3 protein-coding genes and 1 pseudogene are annotated in these 955 nt (G+C 68.5%); all 4 read left to right on the forward strand.

What is annotated here, in order from left to right:
* Positions 1–54: 54 nt before the first annotated feature.
* Positions 55–138: pseudogene (locus WS69_RS34865) on the forward strand (Rz-like lysis system protein LysB); the annotation flags it as partial.
* The gene (lysC, locus tag WS69_RS34870; RefSeq protein WP_231747162.1) at positions 110–334 is read left to right on the forward strand and encodes an Rz1-like lysis system protein LysC; all 225 of its coding nucleotides are present in this window, start codon (positions 110–112) and stop codon (positions 332–334) included. The pseudogene WS69_RS34865 and the gene lysC, both read left to right, overlap by 29 nt.
* Positions 327–743: a phage tail protein gene (locus WS69_RS18170; protein ID WP_059472116.1), complete on the forward strand. Its 417-nt coding sequence runs from the start codon at positions 327–329 to the stop codon at positions 741–743. Before lysC ends, WS69_RS18170 begins: the two co-directional genes overlap by 8 nt.
* Positions 740–955 (forward strand): phage virion morphogenesis protein (locus tag WS69_RS18175; protein WP_082716293.1); only part of this gene is annotated, 216 nt, incomplete at its 3' end. The genes WS69_RS18170 and WS69_RS18175, both read left to right, overlap by 4 nt.

Raw genomic sequence — 955 nt, forward strand, 5'->3', positions numbered from 1 at the left:
CGCGCCGGCGTCGACGCGACGCTCGCGACCTATCGTAACGAACTGCGGAGACTGATCGATGAAAACGCCGCCGTGCGCACCTGGGCTGCTGGCGCTCTGCCTGACGACGTTGTGCGCCTGCACGCAAGCCCCGCCCTCACCGGCGCCGACGATTACGCTCAACGAATGCGCGAGCGTGACGCGCTGCACGATGCCGGCGATGGCGCCACGAACCAACGGTGAGCTGAGCGACGCGCTGCACGTCGCGCGCGCGGCGTGGGCGCGCTGCGCGTCCGAAGTCGACATGATCGCGACGTGCCAGGCGCGCATGTGGCGGGCGGACGGCCATGAATAAGCCGAACAGCCTGCGTGCGGCGCTCGTCGCCGCGTTGCCGCAGCTCAACGCGTCGCCGGATCAACTGCTCGTGTTCGTCAACGAAGGCCGGATCGAAGCGACGGGCACGCGCACGGCGTCGTTCGACTACGAATACGAGTGCGAGATCATCATTCGCGACTTCATCGGCAGCGCGGACGACGTAATGATCGCCGTCGTCGAGTGGGCGCGCGCGAATCAGCCGGACCTCGTGACGAACCGGGACGCGCGCCGCGACGGCATCACGTTTGTCGCGGACGTTCTGTCGAACAACGCGGTCGACCTCGGGCTCAAGGTGAAGCTGTCGGAAAGCGTCGTGGTCGGAACGGACGACGACGGCAACCGGACGGTCGAGCACATCGACGACGCGGCCGACGAGTGGCTCGCATGAAGAACGATCTTCAAGCGCTCGAAAAATGGGCCGGCGCGCTGCTCGCGAAGCTATCGCCGGCCGCCCGTCGTCAAATGCTGCGCGAGCTCGGCCGCGATCTGCGCCGCGCGCAGCAGTCGCGCGTCGCCGCGCAGCGGAATCCGGACGGCTCGGCGTACGCGCCGCGGAAGGTAAAGCGCGGCGGCAAGCGCCTGCGCGAGAAGGCCGGCCGC

Origin of the sequence: Burkholderia sp. BDU5, assembly GCF_001522845.1 — a bacterium.
In the GTDB taxonomy this organism is placed as follows: Bacteria; Pseudomonadota; Gammaproteobacteria; order Burkholderiales; family Burkholderiaceae; genus Burkholderia; species Burkholderia mayonis.